The 23,266-nt window shown below is 68.4% G+C and carries 21 protein-coding genes and 1 pseudogene; 11 read left to right on the top strand and 11 right to left on the bottom strand.

The annotated features are described in order from the left end of the window. Nucleotides 1–90: 90 nt before the first annotated feature. Nucleotides 91–756 carry a DUF5642 family protein gene (locus G9373_RS31405; RefSeq protein WP_005568504.1) on the top strand — a complete coding sequence of 222 codons (666 nt, stop codon included), beginning with the start codon at nt 91–93 and terminating at the stop codon, nt 754–756. 521 nt (nt 757–1,277) lie between these two features. On the opposite strand, the gene G9373_RS31395 is transcribed toward G9373_RS31405, so the two are convergent. After that, nucleotides 1,278–3,074 (bottom strand): zinc ribbon domain-containing protein, encoded by a 1,797-nt coding sequence (locus G9373_RS31395; RefSeq protein ID WP_133986577.1) that lies wholly within the window; start codon nt 3,072–3,074, stop codon nt 1,278–1,280. Between the two features lie 137 nt (nt 3,075–3,211). Here G9373_RS31395 and G9373_RS31390 point away from each other — a divergent pair, with 137 nt between their 5' ends. Together G9373_RS31390 and G9373_RS31385 are read left to right on the top strand one after the other, a co-directional pair. Further along, nucleotides 3,212–3,547, top strand: a complete 336-nt coding sequence (locus G9373_RS31390) for a hypothetical protein (protein WP_120659225.1) — start codon at nt 3,212–3,214, stop codon at nt 3,545–3,547. A gap of 578 nt (nt 3,548–4,125) precedes the next feature. Continuing rightward, nucleotides 4,126–4,335: pseudogene (locus G9373_RS31385) on the top strand (DUF4192 family protein); the annotation flags it as partial. Nucleotides 4,336–4,354: 19 nt separating this feature from the next. On the opposite strand, the gene galE reads toward G9373_RS31385, so the two are convergent. Further along, complete coding sequence (gene galE, locus G9373_RS31380) at nt 4,355–5,347, bottom strand: UDP-glucose 4-epimerase GalE (RefSeq protein ID WP_005261105.1); 993 nt, start codon at nt 5,345–5,347, stop codon at nt 4,355–4,357. A gap of 3 nt (nt 5,348–5,350) precedes the next feature. Then, nucleotides 5,351–6,043, bottom strand: coding sequence for a metal-dependent transcriptional regulator (locus G9373_RS31375; protein WP_005240804.1), 693 nt, complete (start codon nt 6,041–6,043; stop codon nt 5,351–5,353). Between the two features lie 134 nt (nt 6,044–6,177). Between G9373_RS31375 and G9373_RS31370 the strand changes: the two genes are divergently transcribed. Then, complete coding sequence (locus G9373_RS31370) at nt 6,178–7,449, top strand: acetoin utilization protein AcuC (protein ID WP_005261104.1); 1,272 nt, start codon at nt 6,178–6,180, stop codon at nt 7,447–7,449. After that, entirely contained in the window at nt 7,442–10,204 is a 2,763-nt protein-coding gene (locus G9373_RS31365; protein ID WP_133986579.1) for a bifunctional GNAT family N-acetyltransferase/acetate--CoA ligase family protein, read from the top strand. The genes G9373_RS31370 and G9373_RS31365 overlap by 8 nt, the downstream gene beginning before the upstream one ends. Nucleotides 10,205–10,290: 86 nt before the next feature. Here the strand turns inward: G9373_RS31365 and G9373_RS31360 are convergent, their stop codons facing one another. The 3 genes from G9373_RS31360 to G9373_RS31350 form a co-directional block, all read right to left on the bottom strand. Continuing rightward, on the bottom strand, nt 10,291–11,262 hold the full coding sequence (locus G9373_RS31360) for a sigma-70 family RNA polymerase sigma factor (protein WP_005261102.1): 972 nt from the start codon (nt 11,260–11,262) through the stop codon (nt 10,291–10,293). A 166-nt stretch (nt 11,263–11,428) separates the two neighbouring features. Beyond that, complete coding sequence (locus G9373_RS31355) at nt 11,429–12,907, bottom strand: methyltransferase (RefSeq protein WP_133986580.1); 1,479 nt, start codon at nt 12,905–12,907, stop codon at nt 11,429–11,431. 30 nt (nt 12,908–12,937) lie between these two features. Next, nucleotides 12,938–13,297 carry a DUF3099 domain-containing protein gene (locus tag G9373_RS31350; protein WP_005261100.1) on the bottom strand — a complete coding sequence of 120 codons (360 nt, stop codon included), beginning with the start codon at nt 13,295–13,297 and terminating at the stop codon, nt 12,938–12,940. A 77-nt stretch (nt 13,298–13,374) separates the two neighbouring features. Between G9373_RS31350 and G9373_RS31345 the strand changes: the two genes are divergently transcribed. Continuing rightward, on the top strand, nt 13,375–13,611 hold the full coding sequence (locus G9373_RS31345; RefSeq protein WP_005240826.1) for a DUF3039 domain-containing protein: 237 nt from the start codon (nt 13,375–13,377) through the stop codon (nt 13,609–13,611). Here the strand turns inward: G9373_RS31345 and G9373_RS31340 are convergent. Then, nucleotides 13,584–14,756 carry a YihY/virulence factor BrkB family protein gene (locus G9373_RS31340; protein ID WP_039950704.1) on the bottom strand — a complete coding sequence of 391 codons (1,173 nt, stop codon included), beginning with the start codon at nt 14,754–14,756 and terminating at the stop codon, nt 13,584–13,586. The genes G9373_RS31345 and G9373_RS31340 overlap by 28 nt on opposite strands. 255 nt (nt 14,757–15,011) lie before the next feature. Here G9373_RS31340 and G9373_RS31335 point away from each other — a divergent pair, with 255 nt between their 5' ends. Continuing rightward, nucleotides 15,012–16,772, top strand: a complete 1,761-nt coding sequence (locus G9373_RS31335; protein ID WP_054246693.1) for a DEAD/DEAH box helicase — start codon at nt 15,012–15,014, stop codon at nt 16,770–16,772. A gap of 108 nt (nt 16,773–16,880) precedes the next feature. Here the strand turns inward: G9373_RS31335 and G9373_RS31330 are convergent, their stop codons facing one another. Beyond that, nucleotides 16,881–17,075, bottom strand: a complete 195-nt coding sequence (locus G9373_RS31330) for a hypothetical protein (RefSeq protein ID WP_005240831.1) — start codon at nt 17,073–17,075, stop codon at nt 16,881–16,883. A 260-nt stretch (nt 17,076–17,335) separates the two neighbouring features. Here G9373_RS31330 and G9373_RS31325 point away from each other — a divergent pair, with 260 nt between their 5' ends. Genes G9373_RS31325 through G9373_RS31315 form a run of 3 tightly spaced genes read left to right on the top strand, consistent with a single transcriptional unit; the run spans nt 17,336 to nt 19,399 of the window. Beyond that, nucleotides 17,336–17,689, top strand: coding sequence for a DUF952 domain-containing protein (locus G9373_RS31325; RefSeq protein WP_005261097.1), 354 nt, complete (start codon nt 17,336–17,338; stop codon nt 17,687–17,689). Between the two features lie 47 nt (nt 17,690–17,736). Continuing rightward, the gene (locus G9373_RS31320; protein WP_005569768.1) at nt 17,737–18,219 is read left to right on the top strand and encodes a cation:proton antiporter regulatory subunit; all 483 of its coding nucleotides are present in this window, start codon (nt 17,737–17,739) and stop codon (nt 18,217–18,219) included. A gap of 7 nt (nt 18,220–18,226) precedes the next feature. Next, nucleotides 18,227–19,399: a cation:proton antiporter gene (locus G9373_RS31315; protein WP_005261095.1), complete on the top strand. Its 1,173-nt coding sequence runs from the start codon at nt 18,227–18,229 to the stop codon at nt 19,397–19,399. A gap of 81 nt (nt 19,400–19,480) precedes the next feature. Here the strand turns inward: G9373_RS31315 and G9373_RS31310 are convergent, their stop codons facing one another. Together G9373_RS31310 and ppgK are read right to left on the bottom strand one after the other, a co-directional pair. Next, nucleotides 19,481–20,854: an RNA polymerase sigma factor gene (locus tag G9373_RS31310; protein WP_005569767.1), complete on the bottom strand. Its 1,374-nt coding sequence runs from the start codon at nt 20,852–20,854 to the stop codon at nt 19,481–19,483. A gap of 121 nt (nt 20,855–20,975) precedes the next feature. Then, nucleotides 20,976–21,728, bottom strand: a complete 753-nt coding sequence (gene ppgK / locus G9373_RS31305; RefSeq protein WP_005569766.1) for a polyphosphate--glucose phosphotransferase — start codon at nt 21,726–21,728, stop codon at nt 20,976–20,978. Between the two features lie 156 nt (nt 21,729–21,884). Here ppgK and G9373_RS31300 point away from each other — a divergent pair, with 156 nt between their 5' ends. Next, nucleotides 21,885–22,787 carry an inositol monophosphatase family protein gene (locus G9373_RS31300; protein ID WP_050998577.1) on the top strand — a complete coding sequence of 301 codons (903 nt, stop codon included), beginning with the start codon at nt 21,885–21,887 and terminating at the stop codon, nt 22,785–22,787. Nucleotides 22,788–22,794: 7 nt separating this feature from the next. On the opposite strand, the gene cei is transcribed toward G9373_RS31300, so the two are convergent. Further along, nucleotides 22,795–23,266: envelope integrity protein Cei (gene cei / locus G9373_RS31295; RefSeq protein ID WP_167118663.1), on the bottom strand; the 472-nt coding region annotated here is incomplete at its 5' end.

The raw sequence follows: 23,266 nt of genomic DNA, 5'->3' as shown, positions 1-23,266 counted from the left end.
GCTCCCCGGGCGGGAGCACCACACATCCGACACGGGAGGTCGACGGTGAGGTCTCGGCGCACAGCGGTACGGACGGCCATCGTTGTCCCGGTGGTCTCGCTGGCCGCGGTGACGATTCTCTCCGGGTGTTCCTCGACGGTCTCCGGTGTCGCGCAGCCGAGCACGACCATCGCGGCCGGTTCGCCGTCCGGAAAGGGACTGTCGAAGCTTCTGGTCGATCCGGCCGACTTCCCGGCCCGGTACGAGGCGATCGTGCTGCCCGCCCAGGCCGTGTCGATGGCGGCACCCGACCTGACGGGAGTACCGCAAGGCGCGGTGGTCGACCCTGCGGACTGTGCGCCACCTGCGCAGGACTACGGACCGACCGGCACCGTCATGGCGGTGGGCACGGACAACGCGAGCCGTTCGACGATCTCGGTCGAGCTCACCAGAACCGATACACCCCTCGACGAACTGGCGGCACAGACGAAGAAGTGCGGCGAGGTCACCGTGACGGACAGTGGGGCCGAGTCCACCGTCACCACCGCGGTCACGCCGGCCCCTCCGGTCCGGGCCGACGACACCCTCGCGCTGCGGCGGACCGTCAAGTCCGGCAACGAGAGCGACAAGGTCACCCAGTCGATGGTCACGTTGATCGCGCAGGTGGGCGACGTGCGGGTGTCCGCGACCTTCATGTCTTTCGGCGACGCGAAGGCCGACACCGTCGCGCTCGACGAGTTGTTCACCGCCGCGGTGCAGAAGGTGCAGAACAGCTGAGCAAGCCCTAGCAGAGGGCTCCGACGACTTCTCGGTCGATCGGCGCGTCTGCGCGGCGCGGCGGCCCGGTTGTCCACAACCGACGGCCCATCCACAGCCCTCTGGGTTTTCCCAGTTCGCCCGCCGTGCGGCGACGCGTCGACCCGTCAGAGTCTGATGCATGACGACACCCGCATTTCCCGCACGGTTCCGGTTTCTCCGACGATCCCGGCGGGGGACCGCCCCCGCACCAGCACACCGTCACGTTGTCCGCCCCGGGCGACCTTCTCGCCTCGGTTCCCGCACTGCTCGGATTCCGGCCCGCCGCTCGATCGTGGCGGTGCGCCTGTCCGGGGAGCGCAACCCGTCGGTCGGAGCCGTCATGAGACACGACCCGGCCGCGATCTCCCTGGACAAGCTGTCCGCGATCGTCGAAGAATTCGAAGAGCTCCTGACTGCACACCGACCGAACTTCTCGACGTGTTCGTCACGGCGGAGAACGGCGCCGGCAGCGCCGGCCGCGAATGGTTCAGCGTCTACGGCTATCTCATACTGTCTGCCACTGGTGTGGGCGTTGGAGATGGACGTGTGTCACGGCTACCCGCATCACCGTGCGGTGGTGTGGGTTTGACCGTGTCCCACACCGACGCTTGTGGTGCAGGAACATGCTGTTTCGGATTCACCCCCAACAGCCGTGTGACGGTGGGCAGGCTGCGGCGAACCCGTCGGTGCCGTGGCCTGCTCGGAGTGGGACCGTTCTTGTCGCGCGATGGCCGCACCGGCGCGTGTTCGGCCACCCGGATCGCGGGTAGTCGTCCGCGCCGACGGGTGACCTTGTTTCTGCCGAGCAGCGCGCGTTTGGCCAGGTTCACCCCCGCGAGGTGGTCGCGGTTGCCGCCGACCTGGCAGCGGGGACACCACGCGGTGTGGTAGCCGCCGGGGCGTGCAAGTGGTTTGTCGCAGCCCGGACACTGTGCGGAGGATCCCCGGGCGGGCACCGAGACCACCGGGACGCCGACACCGGCGGCGGTGTGCGCGAGCGCGGCGACCGCTCGTCGGCGGGCGGACTGCGCGGCCCGGTTGTTGTTGACCCGCCCGTGGTCCCGAGTCTCGAGAGTGGTCAGATCCTCCACCGCGATCATCTCCGCATCCGCGGCGGCGGCGTAGTCGGTGACCTGGCGGGCGAAGTGGAACGCCAGTTCCCGGTTGATCCTCCCTCTCTTGACGCCCACCGCCTCGCGATGCTCGTTCAGGACGGCGATCTTCTCCTCCAGCAGGGCGCGGACCTCAGGTGGGGCGGTGGCGGCCAGCCGGGTCAACCGGGCCGCCTTACGGTGCAGCATCTGCCCCTCGGCCTGCAGGCGCCCCAGTTTGATTCCGAGCCCGCGGTCGTCGTAGGTCCAGCCCCGATAGTCCGAGGACAACCCGCTTGGGCCCTCGGCTGCGATCGCGGCCGCACCCAGCGTGGACGGAGACCAATCGACCCCGACCGCGACGGTGGCCGATTTCGGGTCGTTTACGGGGACGAGTTCGGTCGCGGCGCACCGCCAGAGCAGGCCCCGGCGGTCGAGGACCAGGGTCGGCAGATGCCAGTCGGTGACCGCCCGGCCGTGCAGGTGCGCGGGGATGGCGGCGGTCAGCCGCACCCGCCGCCACTGCGCCCGCCCCGCCGGGGCGGGACTGGTGGGCAGCTTCACCGTCAACACCAGTTCACGTTTTGTCATGGTGATCTGTGCGAGTTGCCGGTCGGCGGCCGACAGCTGGGCCATCGCGCTCGTCTGTGGCGGGCCCTGGACGTCGGTGATCCGCAACCGGTCGGCCGGTGCCGCGCCGCTGCGGCGGGCGTGTGCGGCGAGTTGACGTTGCACGCCTCGGACGAAGCCCGGCGGCACGTAGTCCGCCGACTCGGTCGACGGTGCCACAGCCCCGGTGGCTGGATCGAATCGGGCCGACAGTGCCGCGATAGCGGTGTCCCGGAATGTCAGGGTCCGTAGGGTCGCCACAACGTGCGCCGTCACCACCCTGCCCACCCTGGACGGCACGTAGATTCCGTCCGGATAGCGCGGGTTCCAGCCGAGGCGGGCCGCGGCGACATGGCCTTGTGCGGGCAGTCTGCGATCGTGGCGGTCCAGGCCAGTGGCGAGCACATCGAACGTCGCCGGCTGCCACAGGCGTGACACCAACTCGGCGCCAGCCGCGGTGATCAGGTCGAGGAGCCACCCGACCCGGGTGTCGACGTCGTCGAGGCCGATCGGCTCACCGGTCGCGTCGTCGACCGCCATGTGTGCGCGTGTGGTGAACGCGAACTGCCGCGGCGCGGTCGATCCCGGCCCGGTCATGCTGGTCGATCAGGAACGAAGCACAGTCGAACGAACCGGGTCGCGCCCAGCTGACGGCAGTAGTCGCGGCCGCAGCAAGGAATTCCGAATTTTGTGCGGGTGCCTTGGCATCCGGAGGTGTGTAGCGGCCAGGTGCTGTGATCGCCGGGATCAACTCCCGCAACCCGCAAGGCGGACAGCTCTCCGCCGGAGAGATCGTCCGCCGATGGCCCCCGGGAAAGGTCATTCACCGCACGGAAAGCGACGTAGCGGACTGTACGCATCTCGATTTCGGTACAGCGGCGGCGCTGTTCGGATTCGAGGTGCCTGAAGTCCGGCTCGCTCCGGATCAGGTTCGGATATTCCTCGTCCACCCGCCTCGCCTCGTGGGCGCGTATCGCGGCACCCATCTTACCCATCCCAAGGCCGAGTTTCGTTGCCCCCGTTACCGGGCACAAGTCGTGATCGACGAGCGCCTCCACTTTCCGAGATGACCCGCAATCCGAGATGCTCACCGGGTACACCGTTCCAGCCGTGCGGCGGCGCCGCCCCGAAGCCGGTGTTGATACTGTTTCGACCGCAGCTGATAGAACCGGCCGGACAACGATGCCAGCGACGCCATGACATCATCCATCAACTCCTTCACCAGCGATTTGTCGCCCCGGTCCCAAGATCTCGACTGTAACGCCGACCTCCGACATTTAGCCTCGGAGGGAGTCCGCAGGCGGACCGACCGTCCGACCGGGGCAATCGATCTCGCCCACACCACCCGCACCACCGCGAACCGACCCTCGGCCGCGTCGTCAAGAATCCGCCCCGCGCCCCGCCCGCCGCTCCTGCAGACCGAACCGCGATCCTTGTAGACCCGATAGATCTCACCAGTATCGCCGTCCGCAATATCTGTTCCTGATTGGCTAGCGATGGCACATGCCCTGTCGAGCCCGACACCCGGCAATACACTGCTTCACCGTCTCCGGCGTTCGCTCCCGCACACTCCGATGCGGGCATGCCCAGATAGGCGTCGATTCGGCTGACTGCAAGGAGTTCGCGGTCAATTGTGGATTCTCGTCGCCGCAACCTCCCGGGCCCGGAGCGCGCGAACCCGGCGGCGCTGCTCGGATACTGCGCCTACCTTCTTGGCGACGGGCCGTTCGCCGGCATCGCGTTGGCCACCCTGCTAAACGGTGCACCGCACTCAGGACTCCGGCCGACCGAGGTGCGGGGCCTGGCCGACGTCGGTTACGAGCGAGCCGAAGCGATAGGTGTCGTGCTGCCCCGCTGAATCGCGGACCGAGTCGGCGTCACCGACGTGCCGCGTGCGACCGGTCGCCCAGCTCCTGCAGGTATGCCCAGGCGTCGGCGACGATTTCGTCGAGGTCGGTGTGCTCCGGCCGCCACCCGAGCTCCGCGATCGCACGATCACTCGACGCCACCAGCACGGCGGGATCACCGGCCCGGCGTGGTGCGTCCTCGACCGCAATGGGGAGCCCGGTGACCCGAGCGCACGCCGAGATGACTTCGCGCACACTGAAACCCGCACCGCTGCCGAGATTGTAGATGCGGTGCCTTCCCTCGATCGACGACTCCAGTGCCAACACGTGCGCCTCGGCGAGGTCGAGCACGTGGATGTAGTCGCGGATCGCCGTTCCGTCCGGAGTCGGCCAGTCGGTTCCGAAGATCGAGATCTTCTCCCGCTGACCGAGCGCCACCTGGAGCACGAGAGGAATCAAATGCGTTTCGACGACCCGGTTCTCGCCGGCCGACTTGTACGCTCCCGCGACGTTGAAGTACCGCAGGCTGGTCGCTGCGAGCGAATGAGCCACCGAGTACGACGTGATGGCATGGTCGATCGCGAGTTTCGTCGCCCCGTACGGATTGGTGGGACGGGTCGGATCGGCCTCCGTGATTGGCGAGTGCTCCGGCTCGCCGTATGTCGCGGCGGTCGACGAGAACACGAGTTTCCGTGTCCCCGAATGCCGCATGGCCTCCAGAAGTTCGAGCGTGGTGACGACGTTGCCGCGCCAGTACTTCTCCGGGTACTGGACGGACTCGCCGACGAGCGACTGCGCCGCGAAGTGCAGGACGCCGTCGAAGCGGGGTGTGCCGCTCGTGCCGAGCACGTCCGACACCACCTCCGCGACGTCGCCCTCGACGAACTCGGCACCGAGCGGCACCGCGTCGGCGTTACCCGTGGAAAGGTCGTCGATGATGACGACCTCGTGTCCGCGTTCGAGCAGGACCGTGCTGCAGACGCTGCCGACGTAGCCGGCGCCGCCGGTGACCAGAAGTTTCATCGACTATCCCTGTACCTGCTTCACCTGGACGGCGTGTGCCATCTCCTCGGACAGATCGAACCCGCTGTGGCCGGGCACCGTGATGGTGACCGAACCGGGCTTGGTCTCGACGGTGACGCGCGCGTCCGGGACGACGCCCGCCTCGCGCAGCTGCCCGATGACGTCCGGATCGGACTGCACGTGCTCCGCGAGGCGCCGGACGACGACAGCGGTCGGCTTGCCGGGCGGCACGTCCGTAAGCCGGATGAGCGTCTCGGGGGCGTCGACCGGGCGGTCCAGCCCGAGCAGCGCGAGCCCGGGAATAGGGTTGCCGTACGGCGAAGTAGTTGGGTTGTTGAGCACCTCCACCAGGCGCCGCTCGACTTCCTCGCTCATGACGTGCTCCCAGCGGCACGCCTCCGCATGGACCTCTTCCCACTTGAGGCCGATGACGTCGACCAGCAGTCGTTCGGCGAGGCGGTGCTTGCGCATCACCGACACCGCGAGTTCGCGGCCCTTCTCCGTCAGTTCCAGGTGGCGGTCACCGGCGACCAGGAGGAGACCGTCACGCTCCATCCGGGCAACGGTCTGGCTGACCGTGGGACCGCTCTGCTCGAGTCGTTCGGCAATACGTGCTCGAAGTGGGACGACGCCCTCTTCTTCCAAGTCATAGATCGTCCGGAGGTACATCTCCGTGGTGTCGACCAGATCCTTCACACTCACACCCCTTCGTCTCGGTTGATTCTACCGGTGATTGCCCGCCACCGGCGCCGTCCGTCCCCGCAGCGCGTCGGTGCCGGTCGTGCCGGGGTCTGCTCGCACCCTCCGCGGGGGACCAGTAGCGTGAGTTCATGACCGCGTCGTTCAGTTCCGGGGAGGATTCGGCTGCACTGGTATCGCACCGTGCAGTCGTGTGGAGTCCGGACTATCTCAGTTATCGGTGGAGTGCGGACCACCCGATGAATCCCACCCGGCTCGAGCTGACCATGTCGCTCGCCCGCAGCCTCGGGATTCTGGAGGGCGTCGAACTGTTGCGGCCCGACGCCGCCTCGGACGCAGACCTGTTGCGGATCCACACTCCCGCGTACGTCGAAGCAGTCAAGCAGGCCGGGCACTCGGCGACGTCGGGTGTGCTCGGTGCGGACGCCCCGCACGGGCTCGGCACCGAGGACAATCCGGTCTTCCCCCAGATGCACGAGGCGAGCGCGATCCTCGCGGGCGGTTCCCTCGCCGCGGCGCAGGAGATCGCAGCGGGACGCACACGCCGCGCGGTGAGTATCGGCGGTGGCATGCACCACGCGATGCCCGACTGGGCCTCCGGCTTCTGTGTGTACAACGATGTCGCCATTGCGATCTCCTGGCTGCTGGACCACGGTTTCGACCGGATCGCCTACATCGACGTCGACGCGCACCACGGGGACGGGGTGCAGCACGCGTTCGCGCACGACCCCCGCGTCCTGACGATCTCGCTCCACCAGCATCCGGCGACGCTCTGGCCCAACACAGGGTGGTCGAGCGAGGTCGGTGAGGGATCGGGGGAGGGCACCGCCGTCAACCTCCCTGTGCTGCCCGGCACCGTCGATGCGTTGTGGCTGCGCGGTTTCCACGCCGTCGTCCCGGGTGCACTCGCGTCGTTCCGGCCCCAGATCGTGATCAGCCAGTGCGGTGTCGACAGCCACCGCGAGGATCCGCTGGCCGACCTCGCCCTGACGGTCGACGGCCAGCGGGCCGCGTTCCTCGCGATGCGTGATCTCGCCGACCGCTACGCCGAAGGACGCTGGCTCGCCGTCGGCGGCGGCGGTTACGGCCTCGTCCGCGTCGTCCCGCGCGCGTGGACCCACCTCATCGCCGCCGCGCTCGACCGCGAGATCGACACGCGCCGTGCCGTACCCGAGGCCTGGCAGGAGCGGGCGCACGCGCTCGCACCCAGCGTGGACCTGCCGGACACGATGGGCGACGGCGGCGAGGTCGACTACCGGCCCTGGGACGGTCCCGGTGGCACACCGGAAACCGGGATCCCCTCGGTCGATCGCGCCCTGACGCGGATCGACTCGGCCGTCATCGCCACTCGCCGCGCCTGCTTCCCGCTACTCGGACTCGACCCGGAGGATCCCCGTGACTGAGCCGACGGACGGCAGCGAGACCACCGACGGCATCCAGACGTCGGCGAGCGCGGAGACGTCGGGCGGCGCCGGGGCGGCGGTCACGACCGAGGCGAAGGGGAAACCCGACGCCGCGCACAACTACCCGCGGCACTGGGTCGCCGACGTGCTGGCGGCGGACGGCGGAGCGGTGGCGTTACGGCCGATCGTGCCGGAGGACGCGGACAAACTCGTCGCGTTCCACTCGAAGCTTTCCGAACGCACCCGCTATCTGCGGTATTTCGGCCCCTACCCGACCATGTCGCAACGGGACATCGTTCATTTCACCACGGTCGATCACCACGACCGGGTGGCGTTCGTGGTGCTGCTCGGGGACGAGATCATCGCCGTCGGCCGGTACGAGCGGCTCATCGGCGAGGGGGACGGCAAGTCCGCGGAGGTGGCGTTCGTCGTCGCCGACGCGCATCAGGGCCGCGGACTCGGGCCCATCCTGCTCGAGCATCTCGCCGCGGCGGCCGCGGAGAACGGCCTGACGATGTTCGTCGCCGAGGTTCTCGCCGAGAACCGGAACATGGTGACGGTGTTCCGCGAGGCGGGATATCAGGTGAGCCGCAGCTTCGAGGGCGGAGTACTCAAGCTCGAGTTCGCGATCGACCCCACCGAAGCGATGGTGTCCGTGCGCAATTCCCGCGAGCGGGCCGCCGAGGCGCGCAGCATGCGCAACGTGCTCAGTCCGCGGTCGGTCGCGGTGATCGGTGCGTCCACCGACCGGGCGAAGGTCGGCAACGCCGTGCTGACCAACCTGCTGCGGGCGGGATTCACCGGCCCGGTGTACCCGGTCAACGCCGAGCACCGTTCGGTCCACGGAGTGCGGGCGTACCCGTCGGTTCGCGACATCCCCGACGAGGTGGATCTCGCCGTCGTCGCGGTACCCGCCGAGTCGATCAACGCCGTCCTCGACGACTGCCTGGACAAGGGGGTCAAGGCACTCGTCGTCGTGTCGTCGGGATTCAGTGAAACCGGGATGGACGGACGGCAGTCCGAACGTCGCCTCGTCCACGCCGCCCGAGCGCACGGGATGCGGCTGATCGGTCCCAACGCGCTCGGTGTGGCCAACAACGACAGCGAGGTCTCGTTGAACGCCACCCTCGCACCGGTGCTGCCCAGCCCGGGCAACGTCGGATTCTTCTGCCAGTCCGGCGCGCTCGGCATCGCGATCCTCGACGAGGCCGCGCGGAGCCGAATCGGATTGTCCGCCTTCGTCTCCGCGGGAAACCGCGCCGACGTCTCCGGCAACGACCTCCTGCAGTACTGGGATTCGGATCCGGCCACCGAGGTGGTGCTGCTGTACCTGGAGAGCTTCGGCAACCCCCGCAAGTTCTCGCGCATCGCGCGCCGGGTGGCACGGAACAAGCCGATCGTCGCGGTCAAGAGCGGCAGGCACGCCGTCCCGCCCGCATTGGCGGCCAGCGGTGGCGAGATGGACGATTCGATCGTCCGCGCCCTCTTCGAGCAGGCCGGTGTCGTGCAGGTCGGGTCGATCTCCCAGCTGTTCGACTGTGCGCTGCTGTTCGGATATCAGCCGCTGCCCGCGGGACCCCGGCTCGCCGTGGTCGGGAACTCCACCGCCCTCGGTGTGCTCGCCGCGGACGCGGCACGCAGTGAGGGTCTGCAGGTCGGCGACCCCGTCGACCTCGGTCCGCAGGCCGGTCCCGAGGAGTTCGCGGCGGCCGTGCGGACAGCGCTCACGTCCTTCGACGTCGATTCGGTGATCGCCGTGTTCGTACCACCGGTCGCCGTTCCCGTCGAACCCTATGCCCAGGCGCTGCGGGAGGCGGTGCGGGACGCCGACAAACCCGTCCTCACGACGTTCCTCGCGGCGGAGGGTGTGCCCGACGTCCTGGCGGTCCGGGGTGAGGACGGGCACCCGACGCGCGGTTCGGTTCCCTCCTATCCCGGTCCGGAACGTGCGGCGCTGGCACTGGCCCGCGCCTGGCGGTACTCGGCGTGGAAGAGCAAACCGTCCTCGAAAGTGGTGCGCCCCAATGGGATCGATCCGGAGCGGGCGAAAACGATGGTCGACGGCTGGCTGGGGACGTCGTCCGGACGCTGGCTGTCGGACTTCGAGGCATCGCAACTCCTCGCGTGCTACGGCGTGAATGTCGTGGAATTCCGTTCCGCCACCACCGAAGACGAGGCCGTGCAGGCCGCCGAGGAATTGGGGTACCCGGTCGCGGTGAAGGCGACGGGGGAGCAGTGGCGGCACCGGCCGGACCTCGGTGGCGTCCGCCTCGATCTGGTCGGGCCCGATTCGGTCCGCTGGGCCTACCGCGACCTCGCCGCCGCGTCCGGTGAACCGCTACTCCACGTGCAGCGGATGGCCACGAAGGGAATCGGCTGTGTGGTGGGCGTCCAGGACGACCCGTCGTTCGGTTCGCTCATCTCGTTCGGACTCGCCGGCGTGATCTCCGACCTCCTCGGCGACCGCGCCTACCGGGTCCTGCCCCTCACCGAGGACGCCGCAACGGAACTGATCGACGCACCGAAAGCCGCACCGCTGCTGTCCGGCTACCGCAGCGCGGTCCCGGTGAACAAATCGGCTCTCGTCGACCTCGTGCAGCGGATCTCGGCTCTCGCGGACGACCTCCCGGAGGTGCGGGAACTGGCCTGCGAACCCGTGCTCGCATCGGCCGAGGGCGCGCAGATCACCGATTCGCGTGTGCGGATCGGCCCGGAGCCCAGCGTCGCCGACCTCGGGCCCCGACGCCTGCGCTGACCGGTCACCCCGCCTCGCAGACAGCGCAACGCCGGTGCCGGTCGCGTACGACCGGCACCGGCGCTGATTCCGGTGGGAGGTTCTCGTCAGCTGGCGTAGGAGCGCAACCGCTCGGCGCGGTCGCCCTGACGCAGCTTGCCCATCACTTCGCGCTCGATCTGGCGGACCCGCTCGCGGGAGAGCCCGAAGAGCTTGCCGATCTGGTCGAGAGTGCGCGGCTGACCGTCGTCGAGACCGTAACGCAGCCGGATGACCTGCTGCTCACGCTCGTCGAGGGTGGCCAGCACGCTGCGCACGTCGCTGTGCAGAAGACCGGCGATCACGGCGTTCTCCGCCGACGTGGCCTCGGAATCCTCGATGAAGTCGCCCAGGGGAGCTTCCTCGTCGTTGCCGACCGGCATGTCGAGGCTCACCGGGTCGCGGCTGTGGTCGAGGAGATCCGCGATCTTGTGCGCCGGGATGCCCGACTCCTCGGCCAGCTCGTCGTCCGTCGCCTCACGCCCGAGCTGCTGATGCAGCTCACGCTTGATACGGGCCAGCTTGTTGACCTGCTCCACGAGGTGCACTGGGAGCCGGATCGTCCGGCTCTGGTCGGCCATGCCGCGGGTGATCGCCTGACGAATCCACCAGGTGGCGTACGTCGAGAACTTGAACCCCTTCGCGTAGTCGAACTTCTCCATCGCGCGGATCAGACCCAGGTTGCCCTCCTGGATGAGGTCCAGCAGGGGCATGCCGCGTCCGGTGTACCGCTTGGCGAGTGAGACGACGAGCCGCAGGTTGGCCTCGAGGAGGTGTGCGCGGGCTGACTGTCCTTCACGGACGACCGTCGCGAGGTCCCGCTTCTTGGCGGGAGAGAGTCGCTTCCCGGTCTCCAGGATGTGCGCGGCGTACAGCCCAGCCTCGATTCGCTTGGACAGTTCTACCTCGTCTGCGGCCGTCAGCAGAGCTGTGCGGCCGATTCCGTTCAGGTAGACGCGGACCAGGTCGGCAGCGGGGCTCTGGGCGTCCAGATCGGCAGCGCTGGGGCGAATGCGAGTAGTGGTGCTGGGGCTTGTCATGACTTGCCTCCTCATCGGTGGTGTCTCATATGGATCAACGCACCGAAGGCCTGGGAAAGTTCCCGGCCGGTAATTTGTGAAGGCGCTGTGACCTGCGGGTTCCTCGATTCAGTCCTGAGAAGTTGCTGAGAACACGTATAAGGGCCACGGATCGGGAACCCGGCGGCTACGCGGGAAGCACGAGTCCGTGCCGGACGAGAGCGTGCACGAGCGGCACGGCCGACTGCGCGAGTTCCTCGGCGTCGACGCCGTGGGCGGCGGCGAGAAGCTCGATCAGTTCGCCCAGCACGAGGCCGTCACCGCGCATGCCCGCGACGAGCGAGGCGACGAGATCGTCGACCTCGTGCTGCCACGCCGGGCCGTTCCCCCGGTGCAGCCGGGCGACCACCTGGTTCCATCCCTCGTCGCCGGGCAGGAACACCCGCTCCAGGGCGGTGCTCTCCTCGACACGGAAACGCGCGGTGAGCACGTCGTGGTCGCGCAGCCACGCCACCCGCTCGAAGTACGCGAGCGCCTCCGCGCCCAAGGGGTCGCTGAAGCCGTGGGTGAGATCCTCCGCCATCAGATCGGTGGGTGCGTCGGTCCGGCGCAGGTAGACGAACCCGAAGCCGACCCCCTCGACGTTGGCGCTCGCGAGGTGATCCAGCCAGTCCTCGGCAATGGTCGCGGTGGCCGGGTCCCGGGTGTCGAGGCCGCCGTCCCGCATCCAGGTGCCGACGTACAGGGCCGGGTCCGCGACATCCCGCTGCACCACCCACGCATCGATCCCGTGGGCGGGAAGCCAGGAGGCCACCCGGGCGCGCCAGTCCTCGCCCTCGACGTGGATCCAGGACGCCAGCAGCGCCGCCGTGCCGCCGGGCGCGAGATAGTCGGCCACGCGGGAGATCATCAGCTCACTCGCGCCGTCGAGGTCGAGTCCGGAGTCGCGGTAGGTGTGACCCACCCGGGCGCGGCTGACGACGAACGGCGGATTGGCCACGACCTGATCGAACGTGCGGCCCTCGACCGGATCGAACCACGACCCGGCGAGCAGTTCCATCTCTTCCTCGTTGAGTGCCGCCGTGACGGCCGCCAGATCGACGGCACGGACGTTCAGGTCCGTGGCCGTGACCGAGTCGGCGTAGGACGCGCCGTGCAGGGCCTGGATGCCGCAACCGGTCCCGACGTCGAGCAGCGTCCCGACCGGCGCGGTCGGGGTGGCCTGCAGCAGCGACAGCGACGCGTGCCCGACGCCGATGACGTGGTCGACGGGGGTCTCGCGGGGGCGGAGTGAGCCGTCGAGGTCGGAGAGCACCCAGCGGTTGCCCCCGCCGATGTCCATCGGACGAAGGTCGAGGGCTGCCCGGACGACGTCGCCGTCGGATTCGAGCAGGCCGGCCGCCACGGCGTCTTCGACCGGCAGCGGGGACAGCGCCGCGGCCACCTCGCTGACGGGACAGTCGTCGGTGAGAAGGAACAGGCGGATCAGGGTGCCGAGTTCGCCGCAGGCCGCGCTGGCCCGGCGTACCGGGACCGGCTCGTTGCGGCTCAGCGCCGCATGGACCTCGGGGCCCAGCGCATCGAGCAGGGTGTCCGTGTCGTACCGGTTGCGGCGGAGGGCCGCACGCAGAGAGGGGCAGATCGACAGCAGCTCGTCACGGTTCACCCGTGCATTGTTGCAGCACGCCCGACTGTGTCAGCCCTCGATCGTGTGGTGCGGCGGCGCGGGCAGCGCGGTGGACGGCGACTCGCGGTGGTCGTACCGGCTGGGCTCGTCCTTGGTGCGCGGCGGGCGGTCGTTGGCGATGAGAACCGCGATCCACGGCAGCGGGATCGACACACCGATGATCGCCATCGAGATCCACGGGTTCTCCCAGATGCCGTACGCCACCGCCGCGAAGATCAGCGCGGGGAACCGGAAGGACATGATGAGCAGGTACTTGCGGACACGGGCGCGATGTTGATCCTCGATGGATCGCGCCGCCTCGGTGATGAGAACCGGATTGCTCGGGGAGCCGGCGTCGTGGGACCCACCGAACCCTGCACTTCGTGCCATGACTCCACTGTTCCACTGTCGGGCGGCAAATGCACACAGGGGGTGGGTTCGTCGGCCGGTTGCGGCATTATTGAGGGGTGAGCACTCAAACCAAGGAACGGCCCGACGTCACCACCGACGAGTCGACCGATGACGACACTCCCAAATTCTTCCACTACGTCAAGAAGAACAAGATCGCGGAGAGCGCCGTCATGGGCACTCACGTCGTCGCGTTGTGCGGCGAAGTGTTTCCGGTGACGAAGTCCGCGAAGCCGGGATCGCCGGTCTGCCCCGACTGCAAGAAGATCTACGAAGGATTACGCAAGGGCGACTGAGGCTTCACCGGCGCTCGTCGCACACCCGGTGGCTCGGGAGGTTCTCGTACCGGGCCGTCGGGCTCGTCGTCGTTCCCGGGCTCCGGCTCGCCCGCATCCGGACGGGCACGGTCGCCGACGACCTTGATCGGACCGGTGGCGATGCGACGTGTGAGGCTGGTCACCGGACCCGTCGACGGCGAACTCTCGGCCTGTGCGGCGATCCAATCCCGCATCTGGTCGATGCGGGTGGCACGGGCGGGCCAGAACTCCTGGACGGTGGCGTTGAACTCGGCGCCGAGCACCACCGCGAAACCCAGGAAGAACGTGAACAGCAGGAACGCGATCGGCGTGGCCAGCGCCCCGTACGTGTATCCGGTTCCGGCCACCCAGGAGAGGTAGCGGCGCAGGCAGGTGCTCGCGCCGAGGAAGAACACCCCCGCCACGAGCGCGCCGCCGAGCAGCCGGTGCCAGGGCAGCGACCGGGGCAGTGCCACCTTGTACAGCGTCGTCAGGCCCACGATGAGCAACAGGCCCACGCCGGGGTAGTAGAACGTGTCGACGATCTCCGTCCCGATCGTGCGCCACGCCTCCGGGAGCACTCTGCCGACGAGCGTCGGCCCCAGCGCGACCAGCGGCAGGGTGAACACGGCGAGGATCAGGAACATCACGTAGAGCAGCAGTGCGAACACGCGCTGCCACACCGGGTGCCGCGCCTCCTGCTGGCCGTGGGCCTCGACGATCGAGTCCACGAACGTGGAAATGGCGGAGGAGCCGGCCCACAGGGACAGCAGGAAGCTCAGTGACACGATCTCGGGGCGCCCACGTTCGAGTACGTCGCCGACGGTGGGGCGGATGATCTGTTCGACGACGCTGTCGCTGAACACCGTCCCGCTGAAGTTGATGATCTTCGACTGGATGATGTCGACGGTGTCGGGTCCGAACCAGCCGCCGACGTAGCCGAGCATTCCGAGGAGCCCCAGCAGGAGCGGAGGCAGCGACAGTGTCTGCCAGAACGCCGCCGTGGCCGCCTTTCCGAAGATCGAATCGTCCCAGGCCTTGCTCGCTGTGCGACCGATCACGCTCAGTGCACGACGTAGCGGATGCCACCCGGACCGGGGTGGGTCACCGCCACTCTGCGGCGTTGTCGAGGGTGTTTCGGTCATGATGTTTCCAGCATCCCTGAGGACACGCCCGGTTGCCCACCGCTGCTGTCCTCGTGTCGCGACAAATCTGTCACTATCGGATGTCGCGAATGCGGTCCGCGTCGGATCCGGACGCTAGGCTCCTTGACGGACAGCGCCTTCGGGTCTGGACCCGGACATGTCGATCGAATACCGAGGAGTGCGAGCAAACAGTGCCATGCCAGCGGAGGGCAGCCCGTGAGTGCTGAGACAGTGGGCTCCCAGTCGGCGCCGAGAATGGAAACCGAGGCAGCGCAGATCGTGGGCACCGAGGCCTACCTCGCACAGACAGAACCTGCCAGACCCGCAGGATCACTGCGCGCCTGGCAGCGTCGTGCGCTGACGAAGTATCTGTCGACCGGACCGCAGGACTTCCTCGCGGTCGCGACGCCGGGCGCCGGTAAGACCACGTTCGCGCTGCGGGTCGCGTCGGAGTTGCTGCGCGACCGCACCGTCGATCAGGTGACCGTGGTCGCACCGACCGAGCACCTCAAGCACCAGTGGGCCGAGTCGGCTGCGCGCAACGGCATCGCGCTGGACTCGTACTTCTCGAACTCGACGGGACAGACGTCCAGCGACTACCAGGGTGTCGTGGTGACGTACGCGCAGGTCGCCTCCCACCCGTTCAAGCACCGGGTCCGCACCGAGAGCCGCCGCACGCTGGTCATCCTCGACGAGATCCACCACGGTGGCGACGCGAAGAGCTGGGGTGACGCCATCCGGGAGGCGTTCGGTGACGCCACCCGCCGCCTCGCCCTGACCGGTACGCCGTTCCGCAGCGACGACAGTGCGATCCCGTTCGTGACATACGAACCCGATCGCGAGGGTCTGATGCGTTCGAAGGCGGATCACTCCTACGGGTACTCGGACGCCCTCGCGGACGGCGTCGTCCGGCCCGTCGTGTTCCTCGCCTACTCCGGCGAGGCACGCTGGCGGAACAACGCGGGCGAGGAGTTCTCTGCGCGACTCGGTGAGCCGCTCAGCGCGGAGCAGACGGCCCGGGCGTGGCGAACGGCCCTGGATCCGTCGGGCGACTGGATTCCCGCGGTCCTGCACGCCGCAGACACCCGGCTCGGCCAGCTGCGCACGGGCGGCATGCCCGACGCCGGGGGTCTCGTGATCGCCACCGACCAGACCGTGGCCCGTGCGTACGCGCAGACCCTGAAGGCGGTCACCGGGGAAGATCCGGTCGTGGTGCTCTCCGACGACCCCACGGCGTCCAAGCGGATCGCCGAGTTCGGGGCGAGCACCCAGAAGTGGATGGTCGCCGTCCGCATGGTGTCGGAAGGCGTCGACGTTCCCCGCCTGGCCGTCGGTGTGTACGCGACCAGTGCGTCCACCCCGCTCTATTTCGCGCAGGCGATCGGGCGTTTCGTGCGGTCCCGTCGCAAGGGCGAGACCGCGAGCGTGTTCCTCCCGTCGGTTCCGGTGCTGCTCGACCTGGCCAGCCAGCTCGAGGCGCAGCGCGACCACGTGCTCGGCAAGCCCCATCGGGAGAAGGACGGCTTCGACGACGATCTTCTCGCCGACGCGAACAAGCAGAAGGACGAGCTCGGCGAGGAGGAGAAGGCGTTCACCTCGCTCGGCGCGGATGCCGAGCTCGACCAGGTGATCTACGACGGGTCGTCCTTCGGGACGGCCACGTTCTCGGGCTCCGACGAGGAGGCCGACTACCTGGGTCTGCCCGGACTGCTCGACGCCGATCAGATGCGCGCGCTGCTCCGTCAGCGTCAGTCGGAGCAGCTGGACAAGCAGGAGCCCGCCCCCGCGCCCGTGCACACGCCCGTGCCCCAGGTCGCGGACCGGGTGGCCGCCGCCGGACAGCTCGCGCAGCTGCGTCGGGAACTGAACAGTCTCGTCGCGATGCACCACCACCGGACGGGCAAGCCGCACGGCACCATCCACGGCGAACTGCGTCGCGTCTGCGGGGGCCCGCCCACGGCGATCGCCACCGTCGAGCAGCTCACCGAGCGGATCTCCACCCTGCGACAGTGGTGACCGCCGTCACTCGGTGACGCGAACGTAAAGAGAGACCGGCGAGTGCATCGCACTCGCCGGTCTCTTTGCTGAATAGGTGAGCCTGGGACGGGTCACCCGGCTGACGTATCAGATTGCAGCTTCGGCTTCGGACACGATCGTGGCGTTCATCTCGCGAAGGCGGTCTGCGTGCTCGTTGGCGTGGTGACCGCAGAAGAGCAACTCTCCTCCGGTCGGAAGTACCGCGCGAACGCGGGCTCCCGCACCGCACCGGTCGCACCGGTCGGCTGCGGTCAACGGGGGGCTGGTCAGTGTTCCGGGCATGACTCCTCCGTACTGGCTTCGACTGACGCCGAGTGCCTGGGGCCTTGGTCCGCCGCGTCGGGGGTGGCGCGGTGGATCTACTCTGTCAGACGTTTGGGGTTTACGCGTTGTTCCCATCGGCGTTTCTCAGTGTTGCATCACACACGAAACCCGCCGGAAACGCCCAGTCAGGGACGTGACGAGCGCAGATGTGAACAGACCGCGCGGTCCGAGTTCGCTGACAGCTGATTCGTTCCGGGGCGTGACGCTAGTCTCACCGTGTGAAATCCGAAGACCAGCTGGTCCACATCTGCAGCCGCGAGGAATGGCGCACCGCGGAACGCGAAGGCAGTCGAGTGCCCGCGACGTTCGCCGCGGACGGTTTCGTGCACCTCTCGACGCCGGCCCAGGTGCATCTGCCCGCCAACAGGTTGTTCGCCGGGCGTACGGACCTCGTCCTGCTGAGGCTCGACCCCGCCGCGCTCGGTGCGCCGGTGAGGTGGGAGCCGGGCGTGCCGGCGGATCCGGCGTCGATGCTGTTCCCACACCTGTACGGGACGCTGCCCGTCACGGCGGTCACCGCGGTCGAGGATTACCGCCCCGACGCCGACGGAATGTTCCCGGCCCGGCACTGACGCGAGCCTTCCGCGGTTGGTCACACCGATCGGTCTACCGTGGAGGCATGAACGTTGAAGTGACGCCACTACCGGGTATCGGGGTGCGTAAGGACTTCGAACTCGCCGCCGGTCGCCGCATCGGTGTCATCACCCACCGCGACGGTCGCACCGATCTGATCGTCTCGAAGGCCGACGATCTCGATGCGTGCGCTGCGTCCGTGCCGCTCACCACCGAGGAGGCGGCAGTCCTCAGCAACCTGCTGGGAGCACCGCAACTGGTGGCGCAGCTGGAGGAGGAGCACCGGGACCTGCCCGGAATCCGCACCAAGCAGCTCTACATCAAGGAGGACTCCCGGTTCGACGGCCGCCCGCTCGGCGACACGGCGATGCGCACCCGCACCGGAGTCTCGATCGTCGCGGTCATGCGGGCCGGTCAGGTGTACCCGTCACCGAAGCCCGATTTCCTGCTCACCTCCGGCGACCTCCTGGTCGCCGTCGGAACCACAGACGGACTGGACGCGTCAGCCAAGCTTCTGGCCAACGGCTGACGGTCCCGTGAACACCACCACGCTCGCGCTCATCGAATTGGGCGCGGTGTTCTTCGCGCTCGGATTGCTGGGCCGTCTGGCAGCTCAGTTCGGCATGTCGCCGATCCCGTTCTATCTCCTCGGCGGACTCTGCTTCGGCAGCGGCGGATTCGTCAATCTCGGCGACATCAGCGAGTTCAGCCACCTGGCGGCCGAGATCGGCGTGGTTCTTCTCCTGCTTCTGCTGGGGCTGGAATACACGGCGTCGGAACTCGTCACCGGGTTGCGACGGTCGTGGATGGCCGGGGTCGTGGACGCTGTCCTCAACGCCGCGCCCGGAGCGGTCGTAGCACTGATGCTGGGGTGGGGACCCACCGGCGCGGTCGTGATGGCCGGCGTCACCTACATTTCGTCGTCGGGCATCATCGCGAAGGTGCTGAGCGACCTGGGTCGGCTCGGTAACCGCGAAACGCCGGTCGTGCTCTCGATTCTCGTGTTCGAGGATCTCGCGATGGCCGTCTACCTGCCCATTCTGACGGCTCTGCTCGCCGGCGTCAGTTTCGCCGGTGGACTCGAGGCGGTGGGCATCTCCCTCGTCGTCATCTCGGTCGTCCTCGTGATCGCCCTGCGGTACGGCCGCTACGTGTCCGCCCTGCTGGACAGCCCGGACAGCGAGACGCTGCTCCTGAAACTGCTCGGCGCCGCGCTCCTCGTCGCGGGGATCAGCTCGGCGATGCAGGTCTCGGCCGCCGTGGGGGCGTTCCTCCTGGGAATCGCGATCTCCGGTACGACCGCCCACAACGCGAGCCGCGTCCTCGAACCGCTCCGCGATCTGTTCGCCGCGATGTTCTTCGTGGTGTTCGGACTCAACACCGACCCCCGGGCGATTCCACCGGTTCTCGGCTGGGCCGTCCTGCTCGCCGTCGTCACCGCGCTGACGAAGATGGTCACCGGCGCCTGGGCGGCGAAACAGCAGGGCGTCGGGCGGCTGGGCCGGGCCCGGGCGGGGGTCGCGCTGATCGCGCGCGGCGAGTTCTCCATCGTCATCGCAGGCCTGGCATTGTCGGCCGGAGCGGTGGAGAGCGAACTCGTGGCACTCGCCACCGCGTATGTCCTTCTGATGGCCGTCATCGGCCCGGTGGCGGCACGGGTGGTCGAACCGGTGGCAGGGGCCTGGATCCGGGTCCGCACCAGCGCGTAGCGGGCCGTAGGCGGATGCCGCGGGCGCACACGACGATGCCCCCGGACTCGCTCGGAGTCCGGGGGCATCGAGGTGTGTTCGTCAGTCCAGGTAGTCGCGCAGCACCTGCGACCGGGACGGGTGGCGCAGCTTCGACATGGTCTTGGACTCGATCTGACGGATGCGCTCACGCGTGACCCCGTAGACCTGTCCGATCTCGTCGAGGGTGCGGGGCTGTCCGTCGGTCAGGCCGAAGCGCAGGCGCACGACGCCCGCTTCACGCTCGGAGAGCGTCTCCAGCACCGACTGCAGCTGATCCTGCAGGAGGGTGAACGACACGGCGTCGACGGCCACGACGGCCTCGGAGTCCTCGATGAAGTCGCCGAGCTGGCTGTCGCCCTCGTCGCCGATCGTCTGGTCGAGGGAGATGGGCTCACGAGCGTACTGCTGGATCTCCAGCACCTTCTCGGGCGTGATGTCCATTTCCTTGGCGAGCTCTTCGGGAGTGGGCTCACGGCCCAGGTCCTGCAGGAGTTCACGCTGGATGCGGCCGAGCTTGTTGATGACCTCCACCATGTGCACCGGGATGCGGATGGTGCGGGCCTGGTCGGCCATCGCGCGGGTGATGGCCTGACGGATCCACCACGTGGCGTAGGTCGAGAACTTGTAGCCCTTGGTGTAGTCGAACTTCTCGACGGCACGGATGAGGCCCAGGTTGCCTTCCTGGATCAGGTCGAGGAACGCCATGCCGCGGCCGGTGTAGCGCTTGGCCAGCGACACGACGAGGCGGAGGTTCGCCTCGAGGAGGTGGTTCTTGGCGCGGTTGCCGTCGCGGCAGATCCAGCTCATGTCCCGGCGCTGGGCGGCGGGGAGCTTCTCTCCGGAATCGGACAGCTCCTGCATGATCTGGGTCGCGTAGAGCCCGGCCTCGATCCGCTTGGCGAGCTCGACCTCCTCTTCGGCGTTGAGGAGGGCGACCTTGCCTATCTGCTTCAGGTAGGCGCGGACCGAGTCGGCGGACGCGGTCAGTTCGGCGTCCTTGCGGGCCTGGCGGAGCGCTTCGGACTCCTCCTCGTCCCACACGAAGTCGCCGGAGGCCTTGTCCTTCTCGGACGGCTCCTCGGTCTCCTCGTCCTCGCCGACTGCGACGACCTCGACGACGTCGGACTCGACCTCGGCGAGGTCGCCCTCGGTGATGTCGATGTCCTCCATGTCGGCGGAGTCTTCGTCGACGTCCTCGCCGTCCGCGCCCTTACCGGCCGTGGCCTTCTTGCCGCCCGCCTTCTTCGCTGCCGCCTTCTTGGCGGGAGCCTTCTTCGCTGCTGCCTTCTTGGCGGGAGCCTTCTTGGCCGCCGGCTTCTTCGCGGGAGCTTCCTCGGCTGCCGGAGCAGTGCCGGTGGCTGCCGCTCCGACTGGTGCTTCCGGTCCTGACTCCGAAGTCGAATCAGCAGTCTGACGTGTATCGGTGGCTGCCACGTACGCCCTTTCGTGACGGTGTCGTGCGGCGTCACGCCAGAGTGGTCATCCGGCGGAGAGGTCTACTGGTTTCGCCGGCGCGCAGCCGGGCTCTTCCATTGTAACGACCCATCCGAATTAGTTACGGAGCGATGCCCGTTTCCATTGCGAGCGCAGCACCGACGATGCCCGCCGTATTCAGGAGCGCAGCAGGTACGACGGGTGTCCTGTTGGTCAGATGCGGGATCCACTTCTCGTTCTTCCGGCTGATTCCGCCGCCGGCGATGAACAGATCCGGCCACAGTAGGTTCTCGAACCGGGTGAGGACACGGCTCACCTCGCCGGCCCATTCCTTGTACGACAGATCCTTCTTCTCCTTGACCGAGGACGCCGCCCGATGCTCGGCTTCCTTGCCGTCCACCTCCATGTGCCCGAACTCGGTGTTGGGAAGCAGGACGCCGTCGTGGAGGATCGCCGAGCCGATGCCGGTGCCGAACGTGAGGAGGATGACGACACCCTTCGCGTCTTTGCCGGCGCCGAGCGCGTCCTCCGCTATCCCCGCCGCATCCGCGTCGTTGAGGACGGTGACGAGCCGGCCGCCGAGTGCGTCGGAGAACAGCGCGCGGGCGTCCGTCCCGATCCACTTCTTGTCGATGTTGGCGGCCGATCGCGCCACACCGCCGGTGACGACGCTCGGCAGCGTGATACCGACCGGTCCGTCCCATTCCGCCTGGCGGATGATCTCGGCGACGGTCTCCGCGACCGCTTCCGGGGTGGACGGCTGGGGAGTGAGGAGCTTGATCCGGTCCCCGACCAGCTGGCCCGTCTCGAGATCCACGACGCCACCCTTGACGCCACTGCCTCCGACGTCGACACCGAACCCCGTTTTGGTCATGGCGTGTGCTCCTTCGTGTCGACGACGACGTGTTCTCCGGCGCAGTTCTGCTGCCCGTCACACTAGTGTGTCGACGCGTGTTCGGTGGGCGATGACACCAGCTGTGCGAAACGTCAGCGGTGGTGTGAGGCAGCGAAAGTGTGTTCCGATGGGTGGGTGCATGCACCCCAGAGTTCAGAGTCCGCACCAGGCCACGTCGGCACCGATCCCAGGCGACTACTCGAGGTCGCCGTGGCGGTGGCCGAGGAGGCCGCCGCCCACGTCCGGGCGCGACGGCCCGAGGTCTTCGGAATCGTCGGCAAGCGAGCGGGATCCGGCGATTCCGTCGCGTCGAAGAGCACCCCGACCGACCCGGTCACGGTGGTCGACACCGAGAGCGAGCAGGTCATCCGCGACCGGCTCGCGGAGCTTCGCCCCGACGACGCGATCCTCGGCGAAGAAGGTGGGGGAGAGGAGGATTCCGTCGCCGAGGTGCGGTGGATCGTGGATCCGATCGACGGCACCGTGAACTTTCTGTACGGCGTCCCCGCGTACGCGGTCTCCGTGGCCGCCCAGATCGACGGCGTGTCCGTCGCCGGGGCCGTGGTCGACGTGGCGGCCCGATCGACCTACGCGGCGGCACGTGGCGGCGGGGCGACCCTCACCGACGCGGACGGGCGGGTGAGCGACCTCCGGTGCAACCCGGTCACCGACGTGTCGATGGCGTTGCTCGCCACCGGATTCGGGTACGGCGCGGCGCGGCGCAAGGCACAGGGCGCCCTCATCGCGGACATCCTGCCGAGGGTGCGCGACATCCGCCGGATCGGTTCGGCGGCCCTCGATCTGTGCATGGTTGCGGCCGGTCGTGTCGACGCTCATTTCGAACACGGGCTGAGCCCGTGGGACTGGGCCGCGGGGTCGCTGATCGCGACCGAGGCGGGGGCCCGCGTACGCATCCCTTCCCCGCAGACGTCGAGCGCGGACGGCGAAGTGGTGGTGGCCGCGGCCCCCGGCATCGCCGACGCCCTGGACGCGCTGTTCGCCGGGATCGGGGTGGACGCCCCGATCCCGGAACGGTGACCGCCGGTCAGCAGCGGGCGGTGCGCGCCGCCTTCAACAGGTCGATGTCGAGGGGGGCGGGCTGGCTTCCGGGCGGCGGATCCTTCAGGGACCGCAGGACCTCTTCGGCGTCGGTGTTCGGCGAGATCTTGCGGAAGTAGGTGCCGAGCGCGAGGTCGACCGTGTCGTCGGTGCGGGTGTCCTGGATGAGTTCGGCACACGGGGCCACCAGCCAGAGTGCGCTCGCGGCGGCGGCGCCGTTGGGTCCGAATCGCAGCTGCCCCTGGCACTGCATGTTCTGGTCTACGTAGACCGGGTCGTTGCCCGCCTGGACGTCGGGCGCGCTCGCGAACCCGTAGTCGCTGAGCTGTGCGGCCACCTGCGCCGCCTGGCCGTGCTCGCCGTTGGCGTTGAACACGCGGACCTTCGTGGCCGACAGCGCGGCAGGCTCCACGTCCCGCAGGGTCGAACCGTCGACCTTCTCACCCAGTGCCTGCTGC

The sequence above is a fragment of the Rhodococcus sp. A14 genome, assembly GCF_011603105.1.
Classification (GTDB): Bacteria; Actinomycetota; Actinomycetes; order Mycobacteriales; family Mycobacteriaceae; genus Rhodococcus_F; species Rhodococcus_F opacus.
This window is presented reverse-complemented; position numbering and strand designations above follow the sequence as displayed.